Source organism: Streptomyces sp. NPDC085946, from assembly GCF_044540485.1.
GTDB lineage: Bacteria > Actinomycetota > Actinomycetes > Streptomycetales > Streptomycetaceae > Streptomyces.
The window spans coordinates 292,259-316,844 of the sequence record NZ_JBITSF010000006.1 but is presented as its reverse complement, the minus strand read 5'-3'; the positions used below and the strand labels follow the sequence as shown (position 1 = coordinate 316,844).

General features: G+C 73.4%; 25 protein-coding genes. 18 read left to right on the top strand and 7 right to left on the bottom strand.

The window, feature by feature from the left end; all coding sequences use genetic code 11:
• Window positions 1–91: 91 nt before the first annotated feature.
• A complete protein-coding gene (locus ACIF8T_RS15490; protein ID WP_400035158.1) occupies window positions 92–787 on the top strand; it encodes a GntR family transcriptional regulator in 696 nt (231 codons plus the stop codon).
• Window positions 788–956: 169 nt separating this feature from the next.
• On the opposite strand, the gene ACIF8T_RS15485 is transcribed toward ACIF8T_RS15490, so the two are convergent.
• Complete coding sequence (locus ACIF8T_RS15485; protein WP_030563197.1) at window positions 957–1,238, bottom strand: HPr family phosphocarrier protein; 282 nt, start codon at window positions 1,236–1,238, stop codon at window positions 957–959.
• Window positions 1,239–1,415: 177 nt separating this feature from the next.
• Here ACIF8T_RS15485 and ACIF8T_RS15480 point away from each other — a divergent pair, with 177 nt between their 5' ends.
• From ACIF8T_RS15480 to ACIF8T_RS15465, 4 genes are all read left to right on the top strand, one after another.
• On the top strand, window positions 1,416–4,235 hold the full coding sequence (locus tag ACIF8T_RS15480; protein ID WP_400035156.1) for a GNAT family N-acetyltransferase: 2,820 nt from the start codon (window positions 1,416–1,418) through the stop codon (window positions 4,233–4,235).
• A gap of 91 nt (window positions 4,236–4,326) precedes the next feature.
• Window positions 4,327–4,914 (top strand): DUF5998 family protein, encoded by a 588-nt coding sequence (locus tag ACIF8T_RS15475; protein WP_400035154.1) that lies wholly within the window; start codon window positions 4,327–4,329, stop codon window positions 4,912–4,914.
• Window positions 4,914–6,107 carry an alkaline phosphatase family protein gene (locus tag ACIF8T_RS15470; RefSeq protein ID WP_400035152.1) on the top strand — a complete coding sequence of 398 codons (1,194 nt, stop codon included), beginning with the start codon at window positions 4,914–4,916 and terminating at the stop codon, window positions 6,105–6,107. The genes ACIF8T_RS15475 and ACIF8T_RS15470 overlap by 1 nt, the downstream gene beginning before the upstream one ends.
• Window positions 6,108–6,154: 47 nt before the next feature.
• Window positions 6,155–6,805, top strand: a complete 651-nt coding sequence (locus ACIF8T_RS15465; RefSeq protein ID WP_400035150.1) for a thymidine kinase — start codon at window positions 6,155–6,157, stop codon at window positions 6,803–6,805.
• A 22-nt stretch (window positions 6,806–6,827) separates the two neighbouring features.
• Here the strand turns inward: ACIF8T_RS15465 and ACIF8T_RS15460 are convergent, their stop codons facing one another.
• Entirely contained in the window at window positions 6,828–7,628 is an 801-nt protein-coding gene (locus tag ACIF8T_RS15460; RefSeq protein ID WP_400035148.1) for a VOC family protein, read from the bottom strand.
• Between the two features lie 312 nt (window positions 7,629–7,940).
• Between ACIF8T_RS15460 and ACIF8T_RS15455 the strand changes: the two genes are divergently transcribed.
• Complete coding sequence (locus ACIF8T_RS15455) at window positions 7,941–8,783, top strand: sulfurtransferase (RefSeq protein WP_400035146.1); 843 nt, start codon at window positions 7,941–7,943, stop codon at window positions 8,781–8,783.
• A 101-nt stretch (window positions 8,784–8,884) separates the two neighbouring features.
• On the opposite strand, the gene sepH is transcribed toward ACIF8T_RS15455, so the two are convergent.
• The 3 genes from sepH to ACIF8T_RS15440 form a co-directional block, all read right to left on the bottom strand.
• The gene (gene sepH / locus ACIF8T_RS15450; RefSeq protein ID WP_400035144.1) at window positions 8,885–9,919 is read right to left on the bottom strand and encodes a septation protein SepH; all 1,035 of its coding nucleotides are present in this window, start codon (window positions 9,917–9,919) and stop codon (window positions 8,885–8,887) included.
• A gap of 443 nt (window positions 9,920–10,362) precedes the next feature.
• A complete protein-coding gene (locus tag ACIF8T_RS15445; RefSeq protein WP_400035142.1) occupies window positions 10,363–11,682 on the bottom strand; it encodes a D-arabinono-1,4-lactone oxidase in 1,320 nt (439 codons plus the stop codon).
• Window positions 11,642–12,883 (bottom strand): MFS transporter, encoded by a 1,242-nt coding sequence (locus ACIF8T_RS15440; RefSeq protein WP_400035140.1) that lies wholly within the window; start codon window positions 12,881–12,883, stop codon window positions 11,642–11,644. The genes ACIF8T_RS15445 and ACIF8T_RS15440 overlap by 41 nt, the downstream gene beginning before the upstream one ends.
• A 164-nt stretch (window positions 12,884–13,047) precedes the next feature.
• Here ACIF8T_RS15440 and ACIF8T_RS15435 point away from each other — a divergent pair, with 164 nt between their 5' ends.
• Window positions 13,048–14,190: a ferrochelatase gene (locus ACIF8T_RS15435; protein WP_400035138.1), complete on the top strand. Its 1,143-nt coding sequence runs from the start codon at window positions 13,048–13,050 to the stop codon at window positions 14,188–14,190.
• Window positions 14,191–14,198: 8 nt separating this feature from the next.
• The gene (locus ACIF8T_RS15430; protein WP_400035136.1) at window positions 14,199–15,014 is read left to right on the top strand and encodes an inositol monophosphatase family protein; all 816 of its coding nucleotides are present in this window, start codon (window positions 14,199–14,201) and stop codon (window positions 15,012–15,014) included.
• A gap of 132 nt (window positions 15,015–15,146) precedes the next feature.
• On the opposite strand, the gene ACIF8T_RS15425 is transcribed toward ACIF8T_RS15430, so the two are convergent.
• On the bottom strand, window positions 15,147–15,320 hold the full coding sequence (locus tag ACIF8T_RS15425; protein WP_400035134.1) for a hypothetical protein: 174 nt from the start codon (window positions 15,318–15,320) through the stop codon (window positions 15,147–15,149).
• 417 nt (window positions 15,321–15,737) lie between these two features.
• On the opposite strand from ACIF8T_RS15425, the gene ACIF8T_RS15420 reads away from it, so the two are divergent.
• The 4 genes from ACIF8T_RS15420 to ACIF8T_RS15405 all read left to right on the top strand — a co-directional run bounded on the left by ACIF8T_RS15420 (window position 15,738) and on the right by ACIF8T_RS15405 (window position 19,332).
• Window positions 15,738–16,391, top strand: a complete 654-nt coding sequence (locus tag ACIF8T_RS15420; protein ID WP_010353034.1) for a response regulator transcription factor — start codon at window positions 15,738–15,740, stop codon at window positions 16,389–16,391.
• Window positions 16,392–16,397: 6 nt separating this feature from the next.
• On the top strand, window positions 16,398–17,630 hold the full coding sequence (locus ACIF8T_RS15415) for a sensor histidine kinase (protein WP_400035131.1): 1,233 nt from the start codon (window positions 16,398–16,400) through the stop codon (window positions 17,628–17,630).
• 405 nt (window positions 17,631–18,035) lie between these two features.
• The gene (locus ACIF8T_RS15410; protein WP_003993510.1) at window positions 18,036–18,332 is read left to right on the top strand and encodes a DUF4193 domain-containing protein; all 297 of its coding nucleotides are present in this window, start codon (window positions 18,036–18,038) and stop codon (window positions 18,330–18,332) included.
• Between the two features lie 13 nt (window positions 18,333–18,345).
• A complete protein-coding gene (locus ACIF8T_RS15405; RefSeq protein ID WP_400035129.1) occupies window positions 18,346–19,332 on the top strand; it encodes a hypothetical protein in 987 nt (328 codons plus the stop codon).
• Between the two features lie 95 nt (window positions 19,333–19,427).
• On the opposite strand, the gene ACIF8T_RS15400 is transcribed toward ACIF8T_RS15405, so the two are convergent.
• Window positions 19,428–19,889: a DUF3093 domain-containing protein gene (locus ACIF8T_RS15400; protein ID WP_400035127.1), complete on the bottom strand. Its 462-nt coding sequence runs from the start codon at window positions 19,887–19,889 to the stop codon at window positions 19,428–19,430.
• A gap of 58 nt (window positions 19,890–19,947) precedes the next feature.
• On the opposite strand from ACIF8T_RS15400, the gene ACIF8T_RS15395 reads away from it, so the two are divergent.
• From ACIF8T_RS15395 to ACIF8T_RS15370, 6 genes are all read left to right on the top strand, one after another.
• On the top strand, window positions 19,948–20,532 hold the full coding sequence (locus tag ACIF8T_RS15395) for a PaaI family thioesterase (protein WP_400035125.1): 585 nt from the start codon (window positions 19,948–19,950) through the stop codon (window positions 20,530–20,532).
• Window positions 20,529–21,080 carry a dUTP diphosphatase gene (gene dut, locus ACIF8T_RS15390; protein ID WP_400035123.1) on the top strand — a complete coding sequence of 184 codons (552 nt, stop codon included), beginning with the start codon at window positions 20,529–20,531 and terminating at the stop codon, window positions 21,078–21,080. The genes ACIF8T_RS15395 and dut overlap by 4 nt, the downstream gene beginning before the upstream one ends.
• A 1-nt stretch (window position 21,081) precedes the next feature.
• Entirely contained in the window at window positions 21,082–21,837 is a 756-nt protein-coding gene (locus tag ACIF8T_RS15385; protein ID WP_400035121.1) for a DUF3710 domain-containing protein, read from the top strand.
• Window positions 21,838–22,040: 203 nt separating this feature from the next.
• The gene (locus tag ACIF8T_RS15380; protein WP_400035119.1) at window positions 22,041–23,249 is read left to right on the top strand and encodes an alginate lyase family protein; all 1,209 of its coding nucleotides are present in this window, start codon (window positions 22,041–22,043) and stop codon (window positions 23,247–23,249) included.
• A gap of 123 nt (window positions 23,250–23,372) precedes the next feature.
• Window positions 23,373–23,771 carry an OB-fold nucleic acid binding domain-containing protein gene (locus tag ACIF8T_RS15375; protein ID WP_400035117.1) on the top strand — a complete coding sequence of 133 codons (399 nt, stop codon included), beginning with the start codon at window positions 23,373–23,375 and terminating at the stop codon, window positions 23,769–23,771.
• 3 nt (window positions 23,772–23,774) lie between these two features.
• On the top strand, window positions 23,775–24,533 hold the full coding sequence (locus tag ACIF8T_RS15370) for a DUF3159 domain-containing protein (protein WP_400035115.1): 759 nt from the start codon (window positions 23,775–23,777) through the stop codon (window positions 24,531–24,533).
• Window positions 24,534–24,586 lie beyond the last annotated feature (53 nt).

The following is a 24,586-nucleotide window of genomic DNA, read 5'->3' as shown; positions in this document are numbered from 1 at the left end:
CCCGCCGTCGGAAATTCCGGCTCATTGCAATAGAGTCACGGAACACGCGTCCATCGTCGACGTTTCACGGGGATTAAGGCGGAGGTCGGTCATGCGTATTCCGGCGCACTCGGTGTGCACGGCGATCCGGGACGACATCGTCGCGGGTGTCTACGAGCGCGGCAGCCGGCTCACCGAGGAACTGCTCGCCCGCCGCTACGGCGTCTCGCGCGTGCCCGTCCGGGAGGCCCTGCGCACCCTGGAGGCCGAGGGCTTCGTGGTGACCCGGCGGCACGCGGGCGCGTGCGTCGCGGAACCCACCGAGCAGGAGGCCGGCGACCTGCTGGAGATGCGCATGCTCCTGGAGCCCCTCGGGGCCTCCCGGGCCGCCCAGCGCCGCACCGAGGCCCATCTCAAGGTGCTGCGCGGCCTGGTCCGGCTGGGGCAGGAGCGGGCCCGCCGGGGCAACAGCGAGGACCTGCGCTCCCTGGGCGGCTGGTTCCACGAGACGCTCGCGCAGGCCTGCGGCAGCCCCGCCCTGACGGCGATGCTGACCCAGCTGCGCCACAAGATCGCCTGGATGTACTCCGTGGAGGCGTCGGCCAGCCCCGCGGACTCCTGGGCGGAGCACGGCGCGATCGTGGACGCGGTGGCGCGCGGCGACAGCGAGCGCGCGCGGGCGCTCACGGCGCTGCACACCGAGCGCGCGACCGCCGCGCACCGGCTGCGGCCGGGCCCGGGCGGCGACCGCGCGGAGCGTGTGAGGAATTCGCAACATCCCGTAAACACGCCGAATCTGCGGTATTAACACGGGCGCCGTATACAAAGAAGTGGTATTCGCGGGGGTTATTTCCGCTGCCCTTTTCCGCGTGCGCCCCGTGTGTGCCCTCGAATTTCTCGGGCGCCCGCCGTGAAAAACGGCCGGGCCGCGCCGCCCGAAAAGGACGACACGGCCCGGCCCCTTGCCGCGCTGCGGCTCAGACGGTCTCGGGGAGCTCCTCGAGACCCTCGGCGACCAGCTTGGCCAGCCGGTCCAGGGCGGCGTCCGCGCCCTCGGCGTCGGAGGCGAGGACGATCTCCTCGCCGCCCTGGGCGCCGAGGCCGAGGACGGCCAGCATGGAGGCCGCGTTGACGGGGTTGCCGCCTGCCTTGGCGATCGTCACCGGGACGCCTGCGGCCGTGGCGGCTCGGACGAAGATGGAGGCGGGGCGGGCGTGGAGGCCCTCGGCCCAGCCGACGTTGACGCGGCGCTCAGCCATGTGTTGCTGCCCTTCGGTGTTCAGGGTTGTCTAGACCAGTTTCCCACAACGTGAAGCCCGGAAGGGACGCGCGTCCCCGCCGGGACGGCGGCGATCGGGCCGCGGCCTCGGCCCGAACCTCCGTCCTCCACAGACTGCCCCGCGCCGCTGCCGGACGCGAGCCGTACTCTGGGGCCCATGCAGACCTCGTCGGACCGGCACGAGTACCCCGCCCACTGGGAAGCCGACGTGGTGCTGCGCGACGGCGGCACCGCCCGTGTCCGCCCCATCACCGTCGACGACGCGGACCGCCTGGTCAGCTTCTACGAGCAGGTGTCGGACGAGTCGAAGTACTACCGCTTCTTCGCGCCCTACCCGCGCCTGTCCGCGAAGGACGTCCACCGCTTCACGCACCACGACTTCGTGGACCGGGTGGGACTCGCGGCCACGATCGGCGGCGAGTTCATCGCCACCGTACGCTACGACCGGATCGGCGCCGACGGGATGCCCGCGTCCGCGCCCGCCGACGAGGCCGAGGTCGCCTTCCTGGTGCAGGACGCCCACCAGGGCCGGGGCGTCGCCTCCGCGCTCCTCGAACACGTCGCGGCCGTCGCCCGGGAGCGCGGCATCCGCCGCTTCGCCGCCGAGGTGCTGCCCGCCAACACCAAGATGATCAAGGTGTTCACCGACGCCGGGTACACCCAGAAGCGCAGCTTCGAGGACGGCGTCGTCCGCCTGGAGTTCGACCTCGAACCCACGGACCGCTCGGTGGCCGTGCAGTACGCGCGCGAGCAGCGCGCCGAGGCCCGGTCGGTGCAGCGGCTCCTCGCGCCCGGCTCGGTCGCCGTCGTCGGCACCGGCCGCGCCCCCGGCGGCGTGGGCCGCAGCGTGCTCGGCAACATCCGCGACGCCGGCTTCACCGGCCGCCTGTACGCCGTGAACCGTGCGCTGCCCGGGAAGCAGGAGGAGCTCGACGGGGTGCCCGCCTACCGCTCGGTGCGGGACATCGACGCCCCCGTCGACCTCGCGGTCGTCGCGGTCCCGGCCGAGCAGGTCCCCGACGTGGTCACCGAGTGCGGCGAGCACGGCGTGCAGGGACTGGTGGTGCTCTCCGCCGGGTACGCCGAGAGCGGCCCCGAGGGGCGCGAGCGCCAGCGCGCCCTCGTCCGGCACGCGCGCGCGTACGGCATGCGGATCATCGGGCCCAACGCCTTCGGGGTCATCAACACCTCCGCGCAGGTCCGGCTGAACGCCTCACTGGCCCCCGAGATGCCGCGCCCCGGCCGGATCGGCCTGTTCGCGCAGTCCGGGGCCATCGGCATCGCGCTGCTGTCCCGGCTGCACCGGCGCGGCGGCGGCGTCACCGGCGTCACCGGCGTCTCCACCTTCGTCTCCTCCGGCAACCGGGCCGACGTCTCCGGCAACGACCTCCTGCAGTACTGGTACGAGGACCCCGACACCGACGTGGTCCTCATGTACCTGGAGTCCATCGGAAACCCCCGCAAGTTCACCCGCCTCGCACGCCGCACGGCCGCCGCCAAGCCGCTGGTCGTGGTCCAGGGCGCCCGGCACGGAGCGGCCCCCCAGGGACACGCCGTGCGCGCGACCCGGCTGCCGCACGCCACCGTCTCGGCGCTGCTGCGGCAGGCCGGCGTGATCCGCGTCGACACCATCACCGACCTCGTCGACGCGGGCCTGCTGCTCGCCCGCCAGCCCCTGCCCGCCGGGCCCCGGGTGGCCATCCTCGGCAACTCCGAGTCGCTGGGACTGCTCAGCTACGACGCGTGCCTCGCCGAAGGGCTGCGGCCCCACCGCCCGCTGGACCTGACCACCGCGGCCACGCCGGCGGACTTCCACGCGGCGCTGTCCCGGGCGCTGGCCGACGACACCTGCGACGCGGTCGTGGTGACCGCGATACCGACCGTGGGGGAGAGCGCGGCCTGGGACGCGGCCCTCGCACAGGCCCTGCGGTCGGCCGCCGCCGCGGTCCCCTCCAAGCCGGTCCTCGTGGTCCACGTGGAGCTCGGCGGACTGGCCCAGGCGCTGTCCGCCGCGGCGAGCACCGCGCCCCAGGCCGGGGCCGCCACCCCGGGCGGTGCCCAGACCCTCCCGCCGGACCGGCGTCCGCCGTCCGCGGTCGAGGCCCCCGAGGGAGCCCGCCTCATCCCCGCCTACCCCGCCGCCGAGCGCGCCGTGCGCGCCCTCGCCCAGGCGGTGACGTACGCCCAGTGGCGGCGGGAGGCCGCCGAGCCCGGCAAGGTGCCCGAGTACGAGGACATCGACGAGAAGGCCGCCGCCCGGCTGATCGACGGCCTGCTCACGCGCGGGCAGGGCCTCACGCTCGGCACCGAGGCGACCTGCGACCTGCTCGGCATGTACGGCATCGACGTGCACCGCGCCCTGGTCGCCCCGACGGCCGACGCCGCCGCCGACGCGGCGCGCGCCCTCGGCTACCCCGTCGCCCTCAAGGCCACCGCCCCGCACCTGCGGCACCGCGCCGACCTGGGCGGCGTCCGCCTGGACCTCACGGACGAGGAGCAACTGCGGCGGGCGTACGCCGAGCTGACGGACCTCTTCGGCAGGCCCGAGGAGGTGCGCCCGGTGGTGCAGCGGATGGCGCCGCGCGGCGTCGACACCGTCGTACGGGCCGTCATCGACCCGGCGGCCGGGGCGGTGCTCTCCTTCGGGCTGGCCGGGGCCGCCTCCCAGCTGCTCGGGGACATGGCGCACCGGCTGGTCCCGGTCACCGACCGGGAGGCGACCTCGCTGATCCGGTCGATCCGGACCTCCCCGCTCCTGTTCGGCTGGCGCGGTTCGGCGCCGGTCGACACCCCGGCGCTGGAGGAGCTGCTGCTGCGCGTGTCCCGGCTGGTCGACGACCACCCGGAGGTCGTCGCGGTCACCCTGGAGCCGGTCGTCGTCGCCCCGCGCGGGCTGAGCGTGCTCGGCGCCTCCGTACGCCTGGCGCCGCCCCCCGCCCGCGACGACCTGGGCCCGCGGACCCTCCCCGCGTACTGAGGCCCGCGGATCCTTCCCCCACCTCCTCCCCGGGTGCGCACGGCGGGCGAGCGGTGCCTCGCAGTCAGTGGCCCGCCGTAGGATGGGCGTCATGGCCAAGACCAGTACGACGACCCAGGGGCTGCGCACGGCGATCGAGCGCAGCGGCTACTACCCGGCTCTCGTGGCCGAAGCGGTGGAGGCCGCCGTGGGCGGCGAGCCCATCCGGTCGTACCTGGTCCACCAGGAGACGACGTTCGACCAGAACGAGGTGCGGCGGCACGTGACCGTGCTGGTCCTCACCGACCACCGCTTCATCGTCAGCCACACCGACGAGCAGACCGCCGACACCACCTCGCCGACCCCGTACGCGACAACGTCCACGGAGTCCGTCAAGCTCGGCCGGATCTCGTCCATCGTGGTCAGCCGGGTGGTCGGGAACCCGGAGCAGTACACCCCGGGCACCCTGCCCCGCGAGGTGGTGCTCACCATCGGCTGGGGCGCCGTCTCCCGCATCGACCTGGAGCCCGCCGCCTGCGGCGACCCCAACTGCGATGCCGACCACGGTTACACGGGCAGCTCGACGGCCGACGACCTCAGCCTGCGCGTCAGCGAGGCCGGGGACGGCCCGGAGACCGTGCGCCAGGCGCTCGCCTTCGCGCAGGCCCTCTCCGAGGCGACCGCGGACGTCACCCGCTGATGACGCACCTCGCCTCCTGGGACCACCACCCGGAACCGCTCGCCGTCGACTCCGCGCCCGTGCCCGCCTACGGCACCGGCTCGCTCGCCGACCTGCTGCCCACGCTCGCCGCCGGCATGGGCGTGCCCGGCATGACCGGCGGGATCGAGGAGCTGGCGCCCGCCGACCGCGCCTGCGTGTTCCTCATCGACGGCCTCGGCTGGGAGCAGCTGGGGGCGCACCCCGACGAGGCCCCTTTCATGGCGTCCCTCCTGGCCGGCTCGCGCGGCGGCACGGGCCGGCCCCTCACCGCCGGTTACCCGGCGACCACGGCGACCTCCCTCGCCTCCGTCGGCACCGGCCTGCCGCCGGGCGCCCACGGCCTGCCCGGCTACACCGTGCGCAACCCGGACACCGGCGAGCTGATGAACCAGTTGCGCTGGCAGCCGTGGGCCCCGCCGCGCCCCTGGCAGCCGTACCCCACGGTCTTCCAGCTGGCCCACGAGGCCGGGGTGCACGCCGCCCAGGTGTCCTCCCCGGCCTTCGAGACCACCCCGCTGACCAAGGTCGCGCTCAGCGGCGGCACTTTCCACGGGCGGCTGTCCGGCGAGGAGCGCATGGACCTGGCGGCCGAGCAACTCGCCGCCGGCGACCGCGCCCTGGTCTACACGTACTACGCCGAGCTCGACGGCGCCGGCCACCGCCACGGCGTCGACTCCGACACCTGGCGCGGCCAGCTGATGCACGTCGACCGCCTGGTCCAGCGCCTGGCCGAGCAACTGCCGCCGCGCAGCGCCCTCTACGTCACCGCCGACCACGGCATGATCGACGTGCCGTTCGACGAGCAGCACCGCATCGACTTCGACGAGGACTGGGAGCTGCGCGCCGGTGTCGCCCTGCTCGGCGGCGAGGGACGCGCCCGGCACGTCTACGCCGTGCGGGGCGCCGAGAACGACGTGCTGACCTGCTGGCGCGAGGTGCTCGGCGAGCAGTTCTGGGTGGCCTCGCGGGACGAGGCGATCGCGGCGGGCTGGTTCGGCCCGCAGGTCGACGAGCGGGTGTACCACCGCATCGGCGACGTGGTCGCCGCCGCGCGCGACGACGTGCTGCTGATCGCCTCCGAGCGGGAGCCGAAGGAGTCGGCGATGGTCGGCAACCACGGTTCCATGACCCCTGCCGAGCAGCTGGTCCCCCTGCTCGAAGTACGCTCCTGAACCGCCCCCACCGCCCCGCCCCTCCGCCGAAAGGTGCTCAACTCCCCATGTCCGAGCTGGTCTTCTTCTCCGGAACGATGGACTGCGGGAAGTCGACGCTTGCTCTCCAGATCGAGCACAACCGCTCGGCGCGCGGCCTCGTGGGCATGATCCTCACCCGCAACGACCGTGCCGGTGAGGGCAAGCTGTCCTCACGCCTCGGCCTGGTCACGGACGCGGTCGAGGTGGCGGACGACATGGACCTCTACGCGCACCTCGTCGACCACCTCTCGCAGGGCGGACGCGCGGACTACGTGATCGCCGACGAGGCCCAGTTCCTCGCGCCGGAGCAGATCGACCAGCTCGCGCGCGTGGTCGACGACCTGAGCGTCGACGTCTACGCCTTCGGCATCACGACGGACTTCCGCTCCAAGCTGTTCCCCGGCTCCCAGCGGCTGGTGGAGCTGGCGGACCGCGTCGAGGTGCTCCAGGTCGAGGCCCTGTGCTGGTGCGGCGCCCGCGCCACGCACAACGCCCGCACGGTCGGCGGCGTCATGGTCGTCGAGGGCGCCCAGGTGGTCGTGGGCGACGTCACCGACTCCGCCGACGAGGTCGGCTACGAGGTGCTGTGCCGCCGCCACCACCGCCGCCGCATGACCGCAGCGACGGCCCGCGCGGCGGCGCTCTCCCCGGACGTGCTGCCGGTGCCGCACGCCTGAGCGCACCCCGTCGCGGGCCCGTTCAGCGCGGACCCAGCAGCGAGAAGCGGGCCCCTTCCGGATCCGTCACCGCGGCCACCCGGCCCCGGGGGGTGTCCCGGGCCGCTCCGGCCACGTGGCCGCCCAGGCGCCGCACCTGCTCCAGGGCGTCGTCGGTGTCCGCCACCCGGAAGTACGTCGTCCAGTGCGCGCCCCGGTCGTGGGCCAGGGCGCGCCCCCGGCCGTGGACGGCGGCGACCGGGCGGCCGTCGAGGCGCAGGGTGACGTGGTCGTGGTCGACGGAGACGTCCGGCTCCTCCTCGTAACCGAACACCGTGGCGTAGAACTTGGCGATGTTCTCCGACTCGAAGGTGACCAGTTCGTTCCAGACCGGGGTGCCGGGCACGTCCGAGACGGCGGTGCCGTGGTGGGCGGGCGCCTGCCGGATGCCGAACACCGCCCCCGACGGGTCGGAGCCGATCGCCAGGCGGCCGGCGTCGGCGGCGTCCAGCGGGCCGACCCCGATGGTGCCGCCGCGCAGCCGGACGCTCTCGGCGGTCAGGTCCACGTCGTCGGAGGCGAAGTGGGGCGTCCAGGCGACGGGCAGGTGGAGGTCCGGCGGCAGGTGGCCGATGCCGGCCACCTCGCGTCCGCCCAGCAGGGCCCGCAGGCAGGGGCCGAGCTGCTGCGGGCCCGGCTGGAACTCCCAGCCGAACAGCGCTCCGTAGAACTCCTGGGTGGCGGCCGGTCCGTGCACCATCAGACTCGCCCAGCAGGGTGTGCCGGGCGTGTGCCGAGCGGGCGCTTCGCCGTTCGGGCGGGCGGACCCCGATGCGTCGGTCATCGTCACTCTCTTCTCGGCCCCGCGGTGGCCGTGCTCTCCTCGGCCCCGCCGGGGCCGTGCGCGTCCGCCCGACGGATCCGGTGCCGAAGCTCGCACCGGCCGTGGCGCGGCGAGTCGGGCACGCCCCGCGTGGCGGCCCCTGCCCGGAGGATGCCCGATGCGGGGCTCCGGTCCGTCGCGGCGCGCTCGCTGACGTGTGTCGATCAGCTGTACAGCATGTGTCCGTTCCCGTACAGGCCGTATTCAGGACGCTCCGGTCGCGGAGCTGCCGGAGCGGGGACGCCCGGCCGGCCCGTGCGCGAGGATGGGGCCATGAACGCCATCATCTCCGCACCGGAACTCGCCGAGGCCCTGGCGGGCCCGAACCCGCCCGTCCTGCTCGACGTCCGCTGGCAGCTCAGCGCGGCCGGCGAGCCGCCGTTCGACGGGCGGGCCGAGTACGCGGCCGGACACCTCCCCGGGGCCGTCTTCGTCGATCTGGACCGGGAGTTGGCGGGCGCGCCGGGCGGGGCCGGCCGGCATCCGCTGCCCGACCTCGCGGGGTTCGGCGCCGCGATGCGCCGGGCGGGCGTGTCGCCCGGACGTCCGGTGGTGGCCTACGACGGCGGGCAGGGCTGGGCGGCCGCCCGGGCGTGGTGGCTGCTGCGCTGGACGGGTCACCCGGACGTGCGCGTCCTCGACGGCGGGCTGCCGGCCTGGGAGGGAGCGCTGACGACGGACGTCCCGGCGCCCGCCGAGGGCGACTTCGAGCCGCGTCCGGCGGCGTCGGGGCTGCTCGACGCCGACGCGGCGGCGGCCCTGGCCCGGTCCGGGGTGCTGCTGGACGCCCGGGCGGGGGAGCGCTACCGGGGAGAGGTGGAGCCGATCGACCCGGTGGGCGGGCACATCCCGGGCGCGGTCTCCGCGCCGACGACGCAGAACGTCGGCCCGGACGGCCGCTTCCTGCCCGCCGGGGAACTGCGGTCCCGCTTCGAGGACCTGGGCGTGTCCGACGGCGCGGACGTCGGCGTGTACTGCGGCTCGGGCGTCTCCGGCGCGCACGAGGTGCTGGCCCTTGCGGTCGCGGGCATCCCGGCGGCGCTGTACGTCGGTTCCTGGTCGGAGTGGTCCTCGGACCCGGACCGTCCGGTCGCCACGGGACCGGACCCGCAGTAGCGCGAGCCTTCCGCGGGAACGCGGGTACGGCGAAGGGCCGCGGCCGACCGGCCGCGGCCCTTCGTGCGACTCCGTGAGCCCGCCCGCTCCTGCTCCTGCTTCTACTCCTGCTTCTTGCGCCGCGTCCCGAAGACGATCTCGTCCCAACTCGGCACCGCCGCACGGCGGCCCGGGCGGACGCCGTCCGCCTCGGCCTGGCGGTCGGTGGCGCCGACCAGGCGGTCGCGGTGGCTGCCGACGGAGCGCGGCATGAGGACGTCCGCGTAGGCGGATCCGGCCGAGGCCGCGGGCGCCGGGGGTTCCTCCGCCTCGGCTTCGTTCTCCGTCGGCTCCTCGTCGGAGTCGGGCGCCCGCTCGGGGACCACGAGATCGCCGCGGAAGCTCGGCACCGCCTCCAGCAGGCTGGTCAGCGAGTCGCGTTCGCCCGCGCCCTCCTCGGCCGGCTCGGGCACCGGTGCGGGCAGGCTCGGCCGCTCGCGGTCGGCGGGACGGTCCAGCGGGCGGTCGCGGGGCAGCCGGGCGATGCGCGGCACGAACGGGAAGCTGGGCTCGGGCGCGGCGAGGTCGTCGGACTCGCCGATCAGCGAGCGCGCCTCGTCGTCGACGGCCTGCACGAGCCGCCGCGGCGGGTCGTACGTCCAGCTCGCCGAGTGCGGTTCGCCCGCGACCCGGTAGACCAGCAGGACCTCCCAGGTGCCGTCGTCACGGCGCCAGGAGTCCCACTGGACGGTGTCCTTGTCCGCGCCGCGCAGCAGCAGCCGCTCCTGGACGGCCTCGCCCAGCGGCGGGCCGGAGTTCTCCCCGGGACGCCGGACGGGGGTCTTGCGGGCCCGCTCCGCCATGAAGGCGCGTTCGGCGAGCACCGGGCCCTCGAAGCGGCGGACGCGGTCGACGGGGATGCCGGCCATCTGCGCGACCTCTTCCGCGGTCGCGCCGGCTCGTATACGCGCCTGGATGTCGCGGGGGCGGAGGTGGCTCTCCACCTCGATCTCGATCTGGCCGAGGCGGGGACGGTCGCCGCGCACGGCGGCGCGGAGCCGTTCGTCGATCGGAAGCGTGTACTCCGTGCTGTCCGCAGCCTTCAGCACCAGCCGTGTGCCGTCATTCGAGACGGCCACGACACGCAGTTCGGGCATGGGGACCTCCCGGGTGGTGCCTGCCGACGTCACGTGCGTCGCTGCTTCCGCTAGTCGAGTGTGGCCTGCCCGGGTGCAGCCTGCCACAACCTTGCCGAGTTGCCCGGCGTGTCGGGCGCGGGCCCTGGAACGCCGTTATGGCACGGTTACCTATTCGCAACGCTAAGTGACCAACACCGTCACCCTGTGCAACTAGCCCCCTCCCGGCGGTCCTCCGAGGTCCGTGCACCCTGACGGGAGCCCGCACCCAGGGCTCGCAACAGTACTCCATTCGGACCACCTGCGTGGATGGGCGCGCCGCCCAACTTCTGTCAAGGCGTGCGACTTGGCCGCCCCCTGCCCGGTTTTCCGGTCTCGGAACGTGGCGAACTTCACGCAATCGCCAGAAAGGGAACCAATGGCTTCGCTCGTGCGTGCCCGTCCCGCGCGGGTGAGCGTACCGGCTACGCCCCGAGGACCCTCCGCAGGTAGGCGTTCTGGAAGCGCCGGTCCGGGTCGAGACGGTCGCGCAGCGCCGTGAACTCGCCGAAGCGCGGGTACATCTCGGAGAGGTACTCGGCGTCCCGCGTGTGCACCTTGCCCCAGTGCGGGCGCCCCTCGTGCGCGGTGAAGATGCGCTCGGCGGCGGTGAAGTACCGCTGGTAGGGCGTCCCCCGGAACATGTGGACCGCGATGTAGGCGCTGTCGCGTCCCGACGCCGTGGACAGCGTGATGTCGTCGGCCGGGGCGGTCCGCACCTCCACGGGGAAGCTGATCCGCAGCCCCGAGCGGTCGATCAGGGCCCTCAGCTCGTGCAGCGCGCCGACGACGGCCTCGCGCGGAACGGCGTACTCCATCTCCACGAAGCGCACCCGGCGCGGGGAGGTGAAGACCTTGTACGGGATGTCGGTGTAGGTCCGCGCCGACAGGGCGCTGCCGGAGATCCGGGCGATCGCGGGGACGGCGGCGGGGACCGCGCGGCCCACCCAGTTGGCCACCTGGAAGACGCCGTTGGACAGGAACTCGTCCTCGAACCAGCCCTTGAGCCGCGGCACGGGCCGCTCGGGGCCGGCGCTGCGGTTGTTGCGCTTGGTGGTGGTGCTGCCGGTGTGCGGGAACCAGTAGAACTCGAAGTGCTCGTTCTCGGCCCACAGTTCGTCGAAGTCGGCGAGGACCCGGTCGAGCGGCATCGGCTCCTCGCGGGCCGTGAGCAGGAAGACCGGCTCCACCGCGAACGTGATCGCGGTGACGACGCCGAGCGCCCCCAGACCGATCCGGGCGGCCGCGAAGACCTCCGGGTTCTCCTCCTCGGAACAGGTCAGGACGGAGCCGTCGGCGGTGACCAGCTCCAGGGCGCGGATCTGCGCCGCGATCGAACCGGAGTCGCGGCCCGTGCCGTGCGTGCCGGTGCTGACGGCCCCGGAGACGGTCTGCTCCATGATGTCGCCCATGTTCGTCAGCGACAGGCCCTCGCGCGCGAGGGCCACGTTGAGCCTCTTGAGCGGGGTGCCGGCCTCCACCGTGACCGTCATGGCCTCCCGGTCGACGTGGCGTATGCCCGTCAGCAGATGAGGGCGTATCAACAGGCCGTCGGTGCTCGCTATGGACGTGAACGAGTGGCCGCTGCCGACGGCCTTCACCTGGAGGCCGTCCTCGGCGGCCCGGCGTACCGCCTCGGCCAGTTCCTCGACGGAGGCGGGGGCGACCTCCCGCGCGGGTCGTGCGACGACGTTGCCGCCCCAGTTACGCCACGTGCCGTTGTTCCCGCTCGCTGTGCTGCCCAACGGAGCCTCCCCGACCCGGAGCCGGCCTGCGCAGCCGGCGGTACCCGAGGAAACCGACCGCGACCGCGACGGCCCCGGCGACCGCCGGCACCACGTACCCGGCACGCGCCCCGGCCGCGTCGATCACCCAGCCGGCCACCGAGGAACCGAGCGCGACCCCGACCGCGAGTCCGGTGCTCACCCAGGTCATGCCCTCGGTCAACTGCGTGCGTGGTACGTGCTCTTCGATGAGGGACATCGTCGTGATCATCGTGGGAGCGATGGCCAGACCCGCAACGAACAGCGCCACGGCCAGAAACGGCAGGTTCCCGACCAGTAGGAGGGGGATCATACTCACGGCCATCGCGCACACGCCCAGCAGCCACCGGCGTTCCGGCGCTCCCGAGAAGCGCATCAGCCCGAAGACCATGCCCGCCACGCAGGAACCGGCCGCGTACAGGGCGAGCACCAGGCTCGCGGCGGCCTTGTGCCCCCGCTCCTCGGCGAAGGCGACCGTGACCACGTCGACGGCACCGAAGATCGCCCCGGTCGCCACGAAGGTGGCCACCAGGACCTGCAGACCGCGCGCGCGGAGCGCGCTGCCGCCGCCGCCCGTCTTCCCGCGCGGGTGCGGTTCCGGCTCGGTGGCGCGCTGCGCGGTCAGCCAGAAGACGCCGACCGCCAGGAAGCAGGCGGCGAGCAGGGGACCGGCCTCCGGGAACCACGCCGTGGACAGGCCGATGGAGATGATCGGCCCGAAGATGAAGCAGATCTCGTCCACCACGGACTCGAAGGAGTACGCGGTGTGCAGCTGCGGGGTGCCCCGGTACAGGGCCGCCCAGCGGGCGCGGATCATCGCGCCGACGCTCGGCACGCAGCCGACGCCGACGCAGCACACGTACAGCACCCAGTCCGGCCACCCGTAGTGCGCGGCGAACAGCAGCCCGGCCGCCCCGACGAGCGAGAGCAGGGTGGCGGGGCGCAGCACGCGCCGCTGCCCGTACTGGTCGACCAGGCGCGAGACCTGCGGGCCCGCCACCGCGGCGGCCAGCGCGATGGTGGCCGACAGGGCGCCGGCCAGGCCGTAGCGGCCGGTGAGCTGGGAGACCATGGTCACCACGCCGATGCCCATCATCGACAGCGGCATGCGGCCGAGGAAGCCCGCGGCGGAGAAGCCCTTGGAGCCGGGGGCGGCGAACAGGGCGCGGTAGGGGCTGGGCAACGGGTTCTCCGAAGGGCGCGCGGGAAAAGGCTCAGTAAGGTGCGACCGCAGTCGAAAGAGCTTACTGGTTAGGTGACCCTAACGCACCGCTTTCCGGGTACCGCGGCCGGTACCGGACCCCCCGCCGTTTTCCGGCTGTCGGTGCCGGATGGGAGGATCGACCCATGTCAGACGCGCTCGATGCCACCCCCCACGACGCCACTCCCTACGACGCCCTGCTCCTGCTCTCGTTCGGCGGCCCGGAGGGCCCGGACGACGTCGTCCCGTTCCTGGAGAACGTGACGCGCGGGCGCGGCATCCCCCGGGAACGTCTGAAGGAGGTCGGACAGCACTACTTCATGTTCGGCGGGGTCAGCCCGATCAACGACCAGAACCGCGCGCTGCTGGACGCCCTGCGCAAGGACTTCGCCGGGCACGGCCTGGACCTGCCGGTCTACTGGGGCAACCGCAACTGGGCCCCCTACCTGACGGACACGCTGCGCGACATGGTCCGCGACGGCCGCCGCCGCGTCCTCGTCCTCGCCACCAGCGCCTACGCCTCGTACTCCGGCTGCCGCCAGTACCGCGAGAACCTCGCGGACGCGCTGGCGACCCTCGAACAGGAGGGCCTGCCGCTGCCCGCGGTCGACAAGCTGCGGCACTACTTCAACCACCCGGGCTTCGTGGAGCCCATGGTCGACGGCGTGCTCCGGTCCCTCGCCGAGCTGCCCGAGGACGTCCGCGACGGCGCCCACATCGCCTTCTCGACCCACTCCATCCCGGTCTCCGCCGCGGACACCTCCGGTCCCGTCGAGGGCCACGGCGACGGCGGGGCCTACGTCCGGCAGCACCTGGACGTCGCGCGGCTGATCGCCGACGCCGTCCGCGAGCGCACCGGCGTCGACCACCCCTGGCAGCTCGTCTACCAGTCCCGTTCCGGCGCCCCGCACATCCCCTGGCTGGAGCCGGACATCTGCGACCACCTGGAGGAGCGGCACGCCGCCGGCGTCCCGGCCGTCGTGATCGCCCCCATCGGCTTCGTCTCCGACCACATGGAGGTCCTGTACGACCTCGACACGGAGGCCAAGGCCAAGGCCGAGGAGCTGGGCCTGCCGATGCGCCGCTCGGCCACCGTCGGCGCCGACCCGCGGTTCGCCGCCGCCGTCCGCGAGCTCGTCCTGGAGCGCGCGCAGGCCGAGCGCGGGCAGCAGGTCACACCGTGCGCCCTGGGCGCGCTCGGCCCGAGCCACCAGCTGTGCCCGGTGGGCTGCTGCCCCGCCCGTGCCCCCCGGCCCGCCGCGGCCGGCGCCGACAGCCCCTACGCGTGAGGAGCCCCGTGACCGACCCCCTCCACTCGGACCTGCTCGACCTGGCCCGTGAGGCCGCCCGCCGCGCGGGCGAGCTGTTGCGGGACGGCCGCCCGGCCGACCTCGCCGTCGCCGCGACCAAGTCCAGCCCCATCGACGTCGTCACGGAGATGGACATCGCGGCGGAGAAGCTGATCACGGGCCTGATCGCCGACCACCGCCCCGACGACGGCATCCTCGGCGAGGAGGGGGCCGCCACCGAGGGCACCAGCGGCGTGCGCTGGGTGATCGACCCGCTCGACGGCACGGTCAACTACCTGTACGGGCTGCCCACCTGGGCCGTCTCCATCGCCGCCGAGCAGGACGGCGAGACCGTCGTCGGGGTCGTCGCGGCTCCGATGCGCGGCGAGACGTACCACGCGGTCCGCGGCGGCGGCGCCTGGGCCACCGACGCCCGGGACGGCGAGCGCAGGCTCGCCTGCCGCCCCGCGCCGCCCCTGGAGCAGGCCCTGGTCTCCACCGGTTTCAACTACGTCACCGAGGTCCGCGCCCACCAGGCCGAGGTCGCCCGGCGGCTGATCCCGCTGCTGCGGGACATCCGGCGCGGGGGCTCGGCCGCGGTCGACCTGTGCGACGTGGCCGCGGGCCGCCTCGACGGCTACTACGAGCGCGGGCTGAACGCGTGGGACGTCGCGGCGGGCGACCTGATCGCCCGGGAGGCGGGCGCGCTGACCGGTGGGCGGCCCGGAGAGCGCCCGTCACGCGACCTGACGGTCGCGGGTACCCCCGGCGTCTTCGAGCCCCTCCAGCGGCTGCTGGAGGACTTCGGCGCCTGGCACGACTGACGCCCGGGCGGACGCCTCCGGCGCCGGCGGGAAGAGGTGTTCCGGCCGCGTTCCGGACGCCGGCGCGGCCGGGTACGCAGACACGACAGGGCCCCGGCGCTGGATTCGCCGGGGCCCTGCCGTACGCGCGGATCAGACGCTGAACGCGCTGACCTCCACACCGTGCTCGGCGGCGAGGCGGCGCAGGTCGTCGAGCTCGCCCTGCTCCACCTCGACGAGGAACTCGTCGCCCTCGTCGCGAGCCCGGGACAGATCGGACTCGGTCGCCCTTATGCGCTGCAGAAGTCCTGCGGTGAATGCGTCCATGCTGCGCCCCCTCGTCCTGGGTCGTGGGTCGGCTGGCACGGGGGTGTGCCATTCGGAAGGGGCGATCACGTCTGCGAGGGGTGCCCGGCGCCGGTCGGCCGGGCGGCGACGGTGCCGGACATCCACGCCGCTCTGCGGAAGCGGAGGGATGCCGCACCGCATGGTGGTGCGGTACAAGCAGAGCGTGATCGCGGGATGTAAAGCCGTCCTCCCCGGGCCATCTTCCGCGGAAACCTCAACCGCACGAGAAAATCTCTTCTTCCCCTCGCCCGCCCCTTCCCGCAACCCTGTGCTCACCCCGCCTTACCGCCGACTTATGGCCGAAAAGGGCAGGATGGAGGCACACACCCCCGAAGACCCCTGCCCGCGCGCGCCCCGTCCGGCGTCCGCGGGCGGACATGAGGAAGGACAAGCGACGTGCGCGTACTCGTCGTCGAGGACGAGCAGCTGCTCGCCGATGCGGTGGCCACCGGACTGCGCCGGGAGGCCATGGCCGTCGACGTCGTGTACGACGGTGCGGCCGCCCTGGAGCGCATCGGCGTCAACGACTACGACGTGGTCGTCCTCGACCGCGACCTCCCGCTCGTGCACGGCGACGACGTCTGCCGCAAGATCGTCGAACTCGGCATGCCCACCCGCGTGCTGATGCTCACGGCGTCCGGTGACGTCAGCGACCGTGTCGAGGGCCTGGAGATCGGCGCCGACGACTACCTGCCCAAGCCGTTCGCGTTCAGCGAGCTGATCGCGCGCGTGCGCGCCCTGGGGCGGCGCACCAGCGTGCCGCTGCCGCCCGTGCTGGAGCGCGCCGGGATCAAGCTCGACCCCAACCGCCGCGAGGTCTTCCGCGACGGCAGGGAGGTCCAGCTCGCGCCCAAGGAGTTCGCCGTGCTGGAGGTCCTCATGCGCAGCGAGGGCGCGGTGGTCTCCGCGGAGCAGCTGCTGGAGAAGGCCTGGGACGAGAACACCGACCCGTTCACCAACGTCGTGCGCGTCACGGTCATGACCCTGCGCCGCAAGCTGGGCGAGCCGCCGGTCATCGTCACCGTCCCCGGCTCCGGCTACCGGATCTGATGCCCCGTGGCCACCACCCCCGCGCCTCCCCAGGCGCCCCCCAAACCCACCTGGGACCCCCGCAGGCCCGTGCAGCCCTTCCCCTGGCTGCGCCCGACGATCCGGATAAGACTCACGCTGCTCTACGGCGGCATGTTCCTGATCGCCGGCATCCTGCTGCTGTCGATCATCTACCTGCTGGCCGCCCAGGCGCTGAACGTGGGCAGCGAACTGCCGTTCAGGATCGTCGAGGGCAAGGTCACCAGCGAGATCTGCAACCTGCCCGACCAGGCCTCGCCCAGCACCTTCAACAGCGCCATGAACGAATGCGTCAACGAGCAGCGCCAGAACGCCCTGGACAACCTGCTCAGCCGCTCCCTGCTGGCCCTGCTCGGCCTCGCGGTGATCGCCTTCGCGTTCGGCTACGCCATGGCCGGGCGCGTGCTGTCCCCGCTCGGCCGGATCACCCGCACCGCCCGCGCGGTGGCGGGCTCGGACCTGTCCCGCCGCATCGAGCTGGACGGCCCGGACGACGAGCTCAAGGAGCTGGCCGACACCTTCGACGACATGCTGGAGCGCCTCCAGCGGGCCTTCACCGCCCAGCAGCGGTTCGTCGGCAACGCCTCGCACGAGCTGCGCACCCCGCTGGCGATCAACCGCACGCTGCTGGAGGTGCACCTGTCCGACCCGCAGGCGCCGGTGGAGCTCCAGCAGCTCGGCAAGACGCTGCTGGCCACCAACGAGCGCAGCGAGCAGCTCGTGGAGGGCCTGCTGCTGCTCGCGCGCAGCGACAACCAGATCGTCGAGCGCAAGCCCGTGGACCTCGCCGAGGTCGCCGGGCAGGCCATCGACCAGGTGCGCGGCGAGGCGGACGCCAAGGGCGTGGAGCTGCGCGGCGAGCGCGGACCCGCGGTCGTCCAGGGCAACGGCGTGCTGCTGGAGCGCATCGCCCTGAACCTGGTGCAGAACGCCGTGCGCTACAACGTCCCCGAGGGCGGCTGGGTGGAGGTCACCACCGAGGTCCAGCACGGCCAGGCGGTGCTGGTGGTCACCAACACGGGCCCGGTCGTGCCGGCGTACGAGGTCGACAACCTCTTCGAGCCGTTCCGGCGGCTGCGCACCGAGCGCACGGGCAGCGACAAGGGCGTCGGCCTCGGCCTGTCCATCGTCCGGTCCGTGGCCCGGGCGCACGGCGGGCACATCTACGCCCAGCCGCGCGAGGGGGGCGGGCTCGTGATGCGGGTCACGCTGCCGGTCTGAGATCATGCCGTCGATCGGCGCCCCGGCACACGGGGATGTTCGCTTTGCGCTGAATTCTCGGCGCGAGGTCCGGGCGTCCCGGTGTGTGATCGATCACAGGTGCGGTTTTCCGACTCTCTACTCTCCGTGATCATGAGTCCGGCCGGAAAGCCGGGAAACTCCTGGTTTTCAGGGGTCTTGATCACGGGAAGTACACGGTGAGACGCCTTTGTAGTGCGGCCTTCGGACCGTGTACGGTCCCCATCGCCATCCAAGCCGATCACTCATGAGGAGTCCGGTTGGGTGTCGATTGAGTAACAGACCTTGATGTGAGGCAAAATCTCCGCCTCGGGTCGGGCACAAGTCCGGCCTCTCACGCGTTACGTGCGCTGGAGACACCGCAGACACCCAGAGGGGGAGAGCGACATGGCAACCGATTACGACACTCCACGCAAGACCGACGACGACGTCGACTCGGACAGCCTCGAAGAGCTGAAGGCTCGACGAAACGACAAGTCGGCCTCCGCCGTGGACGTCGACGAGTTCGAGGCCGCCGAGGGCCTCGAACTGCCCGGCGCCGACCTCTCGAACGAGGAGTTGGCCGTCCGGGTCCTGCCGAAGCAGCAGGACGAGTTCACCTGCATGAGCTGCTTCCTGGTCCACCACCGCAGCCAGCTGGCCCGCGAGAAGAACGGCCAGCCGATCTGCCGCGACTGCGACTGAGGGCGGGTCGGCCGTGACTGGCTCGACCCCTCCTCGGAAGCGCCGCTTCTCCCGGCGGGGAGCGGACGAAGGGCCGTCCGACGGCCCGCAGCACGGCACGCGTGACGACGAGCGGGCCTCCACCGACACGGGGGCGGCCTCGCTCGAACCGGCAGCCGGCCGGGGTGACCTCCCGGCCGCCGCGGAGGCCCCCGTGCCCGCCACCGGGACCGGGGCCCTTCCGGCTCGTCCGGAGCCGGCCGCCCGCAGAAGGGCGGCGGCCTTCCGGGACAAGGCCCGGGACAGCGCCCGCAAGGGCGGGGACCGGGCACGGGCGGGGCTCGCGTACCTCGCCGACCGGATCATCGACCTGGCCCCGCGGATCCCCGTACGGGACCTGGCGACGCTCCGCCGGCAGTTCCCGGGCCTCGGGCCCGAGCAGCTCGCGGACAAGCTCGTGGCGGGGGCGGCGAAGGCGACCGCCACCGTCGGAGCGGGGGTCGGGGCGGCGGCGATGCTGCCCGTGCCGCCCGCCATGCCGACGGAGCTGGCCGCCGAGATCACCGGGGTCGCGGCGATCGAGCTGAAGCTGATCGCCGAACTCCACGAGGTGTACGGCGTGCGCCCGGCCGGCAACCTCAAGGAGCGCAGCACCGCGTACCTGAACGCGTGGACGGAGGAGCGCGGCATCGACGCGGCCAAGCCGTCCACGGTGAGCGCGGCGATGAACAGCCGCATGAAGCGCGAACTGCGCCAGCGGATCATGAAGCGGACGGTCCGCAACCTGCCCAACCTGATGCCGTTCATGGTGGGGGCCGCCGTGGGCGCGGCCATGAACCGCCGCGACACCAGGAAGCTCGCCGACCGGGTCCGGGCGGACCTGCGGACGATGCAGGTGCCGTGGGACGCGCTCGCCGGCCTGCCCGCCCTGGAGCGCCCGGCGCACGCCCTGGACGTCGAGGCGATCGCCGAGGACGCCGTCAAGGACTACGAGGGCCGCGGCGAGGACGACGGGCGCTGAGACCGCCGGACCGAGGACACCCGGGGCCGCGGGAAGGGGCGCGGAGGACGCGCGGGGCGGCCGGTGGCGCCGGTGTACGCGTACGGCCGGGTGTTCTAGGCCGCGTCCCTCGCCGCCCGCAGCGCCTCGGCCAGGCGCTCCGGCTCACGGGTGGACAGGTAGACGTACGGCGTCGGGTCCTCGGGGTCGGTGACCGGGACGCGCAGCGCCGTGGGGATGTAGGCGCGCAGCAGCATGAAGGCGCGGGGGTCGGCCTTGTGCATGCGCCAGGCGCGGGCCTCCTCGGCGTCCAGGACCTCCGCCTCGCCGAGCGCCGCCACCGGGATCTTCGCCTCGTCCGCGACGAGCAGGCCGCCGACCACGCGGATGCGGACCGAGCCGTAGGAACTGGCGACGACCGCGGCGACCGCGGTGCCGCCGGCCAGGCCGCCGAGCAGCGGCAGCGTGCCGAACGGCGCGAGGACCAGGGCCATCGAGACGCCCACCAGGCAGGAGAGCAGCCACCAGGACCGGGGGGCGGTGAGGCGTTCTTCGTACGGGGCGGCGGAGAGCTGCATGGAACCAAGCTTGGCACGGTGTCGGGAGGACGCCGACGCGCGGGTAAGGTCTGCGCCTGTGAGTGGTACTTCCGCAGCTCTTCAGCCTCCGGCCGACGCCGTGACACCGGTGCGGCACCCCGAGGCCCCCGCGCCCGGCGAGCTCCTGGGCGCGCACTACGGCCAGTGCTTCGGCTGTGGCGGCGAGCAGCCCCACGGGCTGCACCTGGAGGCACGGGCCGGCGAGGGCGTGTCCCTCACCGCCGAGTTCACCGTGCGCCCCGCCCACCAGGGCGCTCCCGGCCTCGCGCACGGCGGGGTGCTCGCCAGCGCGCTGGACGAGACGCTGGGCTCGCTGAACTGGCTGCTGCGCACGATCGCCGTGACCGGGCGGCTGGAGACCGACTTCGTCCGGCCGGTGCCCGTCGGCACCACCCTGTTCCTGCGGGCGGAGGTCACGGCGGTGGCCGGCCGGAAGATCTACTGCACCGCCACCGGGCGCATCGGCGGCCCCGACGGCCCCGTCGCCGTCCGCGCCGACGCGCTCTTCATCGAGGTCAAGGTCGACCACTTCGTCGACCACGGCCGCGAGGAGGAGATCCGGGCCGCCATGAACGACCCGGACCAGGTCCGGCGCGCCCGTGCCTTCGAGGTGAACCCGTGAGCCGCGCTCCCGTGGACGTGCTGATCCGGCGCGTCGACCCGGACGTACCGCTTCCGGCGTACGCGCACCCGGGGGACGCGGGTGCCGATCTGCGCACCACCGAGGCGTGCGAACTGGCGCCCGGCGAACGGGCCGTGCTGCCCACCGGGGTGTCTGTGGCCCTGCCGGAGGGGTACGCGGCCTTCGTGCACCCGCGATCCGGCCTGGCCGCCCGCTGCGGCGTCGCCCTCGTGAATGCCCCGGGGACGGTCGATGCCGGGTACCGTGGGGAGATCAAGGTGATCGTGGTGAATCTCGACCCGCGCGAGCCCGTGCGGTTCGAGCGCTTCGACCGGATCGCCCAACTGGTCGTCCAGCAGGTCGAGAGGGTCCGCTTCCAGGAGGTCGCGGAGCTTCCCGACTCGGCGCGGGCCGAGGGGGGCTTCGGGTCCACCGGCGGCCATGCCGCCGTGGGCGGGACGAGCGGCACAAGCGGTCAGGCCGCCGCGGGCGGCCAGGCGGGTGGGAATCGATACGCTTCGGTCGTATCCGACCGGGAAGGACAGTGACGTGTTCGGACGTCGCAAGAAGAAGGGTGCCGCCGAGGACGCGGCCGGCGAGGCCGAGCAGGTCGTCGACGGTGTCGACACCGACGCGGACGCAGAGGCGGAGCGCCTGAGGCTGGAGCCGGCGCCGCGGCCCGACGGGCCGTGGGACAGCTCCGAGGTCCGCGAGCCCGGCGAGGGCCGGGTCGATCTGGGCGGTCTGTTCGTGCCGGGCGTCGACGGCATGGAGCTGCGGGTCGAGGTCGCGGGCGACGCGATCGTCGCGGCCACCGTCGTGCTCCGGGACAGCGCCATCCAGCTGCAGGCCTTCGCCGCGCCCAAGCGCGAGGGCATCTGGGGCGAGGTGCGCGAGGAGATCGGCGCCGGCATCACCCAGCAGGGCGGCATCGTCGACGAGGTGGAGGGGCCGCTGGGCTGGGAGCTGCGGGCCCAGGTGCCGGTGCAGCTGCCGGACGGCACCAGCGGCTTCCAGGTCGTGCGGTTCGTCGGCGTGGACGGTCCGCGGTGGTTCCTGCGCGGTGTCATCTCGGGTCAGGGCGCGGTGCAGCCGCAGGCCGCCGGGCTGCTGGAGCAGATCTTCCGCGACACGGTCGTGGTCCGCGGCGAGGGCCCGATGGCGCCCCGCGACCCGATCGTCCTGAAGCTGCCGAACGACGCCCAGATGGTTCCCGAGGGCGTGCAGCAGGAGGACCAGGGCTCGCGCTTCGCCGGCGGCATGGGACAGCTGCAGCGCGGTCCGGAGATCACCGAGGTCCGCTGACCCCGGAAGCGCCGAGGCCCGCCGGCCGCGGGCGCGCAGACAAGGGCCGTACCCCGCACGGGTACGGCCCTTTTTCGTGCCCGCGCGCGGCCGGGGGTGCGCGGACCCTTGACGTTCTATTGGTCTGTACCTGGCGTCACCGGCCATCCCGCGCGTTCAAAGGCGCGCTCATCGTTCACGGACGAGAACGGACGGCCCCCCACATGCCCCCTGCTCCCGCACGCCGCCGCGGACCGCGTGCCGCGCTGTTCGCCGCCCTGACCACCGCCCTGGTCGGCACCCTCCTCCTCGGGCCGGACACCGGCCGCGCCGAGGCCGCGCCCGCCGCCTTCGTCCACCCCGGCGTCACCGTCTCCCGGGCCCAGCTGGACTTCGCGCGCGGCCGGGTCGCCGCCGGTGCCCAGCCGTGGAAGGGCGCCTTCGACCAGATGACGGCGAGCAGGTACGCCGACCTGAACCGCACGCCCGAGCCCCGCGCGGTCGTCGAGTGCGGCTCGTACTCCCGTCCCGACCACGGCTGCACCGACGAGCGCGAGGACGCCCTGGCCGCCTACACGCAGGCCCTCGCCTGGTACGTCACCCGCGACGAACGGCACGCGAGGAAGGCCATCGAGCTGATGGACGCCTGGTCCGCCGTGCTCCGGGACCACACCGACAGCAACGCGCCCCTGCAGACCTGCTGGGCCGGCTCCTCCTGGCCGAAGGCCGCCGAGATCATCAAGCACACCTACCCCGGCACCTGGGCCGGCTCCGGCCGCTTCGCGACCATGCCGCGGGACGTCTACCTCCCCGAGATCGTCAACGGCTCGAACTCCAACGGCAACTGGGAGCTGTCGATGACGGAGGCCGCCGTCGGCATCTCCGTCTTCCTGGAGGACAAGGCGGCGTACGACAGGGCCATGGCCAGGTTCCGCGCCCGGACGGCCGCCTACGTCTACCTCGCCTCCGACGGCGACCTGCCGAAGACCGTGCCCGGCCAGAACCTCGACACCCGGGACGAGATCGTCCGGTACCGGCAGGGCCAGTCCACCTTCGTCACCGGGCTCACCCAGAAGACCTGCCGCGACTTCACGCACACCGGGTACGGCCTGTCCGCCGTCTCGCACGTCGCCGGGACCAGCCGCATCCAGGGGCAGGACCTGTACGGCACGGGCGTCGGGGAGCGGCTGCGGCACGCGCTCGGCTTCCAGGCGAAGGACGAACGGGGCACGGCCGTCCCGAGCCGGCTGTGCGGCGGCTCCCTGCACCTCGGGCTCGGGCCGGTCACCGAGGTCGGCCTCGACGCGCTGCACCACCGTCTCGGCCACGCCATGACCAACACCCAGGCGCTGACCGAGCGCAACCGCCAGGCGGGCAGCAACAACCTCTTCGTCGCCTGGGAGACGCTCACCCACGGGGACAACCCGGCCTGACCGCCGGGACCCGGCCGCGGAAGAGCAGGTCAGGACAGTGCCCGGCGGACGGCCGGGAGCGGCCGGCGCGGAGCGGCGCACCGGGGTGACGAAGCCGCCGGCGCACCCCGGTACGCTTCAGATATGAGTGCTGTTCCTCGTTCCGAGAAGTCGGCGGGCCGGTTCCGGCGCATGCTCGACCGGCTCTCCTCGTCGCAGGAGGACCTGGAGTCCGAGGAGCTGCGGGAGGACGCGGAGACCGCCGGCTGCATACGGATCGGCGACTGCCAGGACCGCCAGATCGTGACGGTTACTGGTACCTTGCGCACGGTCACCCTGCGCCCGCGTGCCGGAGTCCCGGCCCTGGAGGCCGAGCTGTTCGACGGCTCCGCCGCGCTGGACGTGGTGTGGCTGGGCCGGCGCTCCATCACGGGGATAGAGCCGGGCCGCAAGCTGATCGCATCGGGCCGGATCTCCATGAGCCGGGGCCGCCGGGTGCTGTTCAACCCCAAGTACGAACTGAGACCCCTCGGACGGGAGTAGCCCGTGACGTCACTCGACAAGCCGACCGACGACACATCTGCCGACGATGCCCGGGCGGTGACGGAGGCCGCGCTGTTCGAGGCGTTCGGCGGTGTCCGGGGCATGGTCGAGACGGTGCTGCCCGGTCTCCTCTTCGTCACCATCTACACGATCAACAAGGACCTCCACCTGTCGGCGATCGCCGCGCTCGCGGTGTCGCTGGTGCTGGTGGTGGTCCGGCTGGCGATGAAGGACACCGTCAAGCACGCCTTCAGCGGGGTCTTCGGCGTCGCCTTCGGCGTCGTCTTCGCGATGATGACCGGCAACGCGAAGGACTTCTACCTGCCCGGCATGCTCTACACGCTGGGCCTGGGACTCGCGTACATCGTCACCACCCTGTGCGGGGTCCCGCTGATCGGACTCATCCTCGGCCCGGTCTTCAAGGAGAACCTCTCCTGGCGCACCCGCAACCCGGGCCGCAAGAAGGCGTACGCCAAGGCCAGTTGGGCCTGGGGCCTGATCCTGCTCGCCAAGTGCGCGATCCTCTTCCCGCTGTACTGGTGGGCCGACACCACCCAGCTGGGCTGGGTGCTGGTCGCGCTGAAGATCCCGCCGTTCCTGCTCGCCGTGTGGCTGACGTGGGTCTTCCTGGCGAAGGCGCCCGCACCGATCGACGTCTTCGCCGAGATGGAGGCGGAGGAGCGCGCCGAGCAGGAGCGGCAGGCGGCGCGGGCCGCCGAGGGCGACGGGGCGACCGGCGGACGGCACCGCAAGGACGCGTAGGACACCGGCTCGCACAGGAGGAGGGGCGCCCCGGACTTCCGGGGCGCCCCTCC